This is a genomic window from Pseudoalteromonas sp. SR41-1 (assembly GCF_014164015.1).
Classification (GTDB): Bacteria; Pseudomonadota; Gammaproteobacteria; order Enterobacterales; family Alteromonadaceae; genus Pseudoalteromonas; species Pseudoalteromonas distincta.
On sequence record NZ_JACJEK010000059.1, the window covers coordinates 1 to 389 of the forward strand.

The following is a 389-nucleotide window of genomic DNA, read 5'->3' on the forward strand; positions in this document are numbered from 1 at the left end:
TACTTTCTGTTACCGCTCGACTTGCATGTGTTAGGCCTGCCGCCAGCGTTCAATCTGAGCCATGATCAAACTCTTCAATTAAAAAGTTTTATGTCTTTCGACAGCTCAATGAATTCTGAATTTTTGTTTTTGTTGCCAAAAACGAATTGACTGTGCGTTATTATTTTCACTTTTAAAAAAGTGAAATCAAAACAGCTCAAGGCTGAATCTTTTAATAACATATGGTCACTCAGTTTCAATTGAGACTCTAATTTGTTTGCCTCGCTACCTAAGTAGCTTGGCTGTTAGAACTCAATCTGTACGAGTGCCCACACAGATGATTGCTTTATATTGTTAAAGAACGTTGCGATTATAAAGTTGAACTTTATCTCGCTAGGGCTGCGCATATT

At 37.3% G+C, this 389-nt stretch carries 1 rRNA gene; it reads right to left on the reverse strand.

The features are described from left to right. Positions 1-81: ribosomal RNA gene (locus H5118_RS20435) — 16S ribosomal RNA — on the reverse strand; the annotation flags it as partial. Positions 82-389 lie beyond the last annotated feature (308 nt).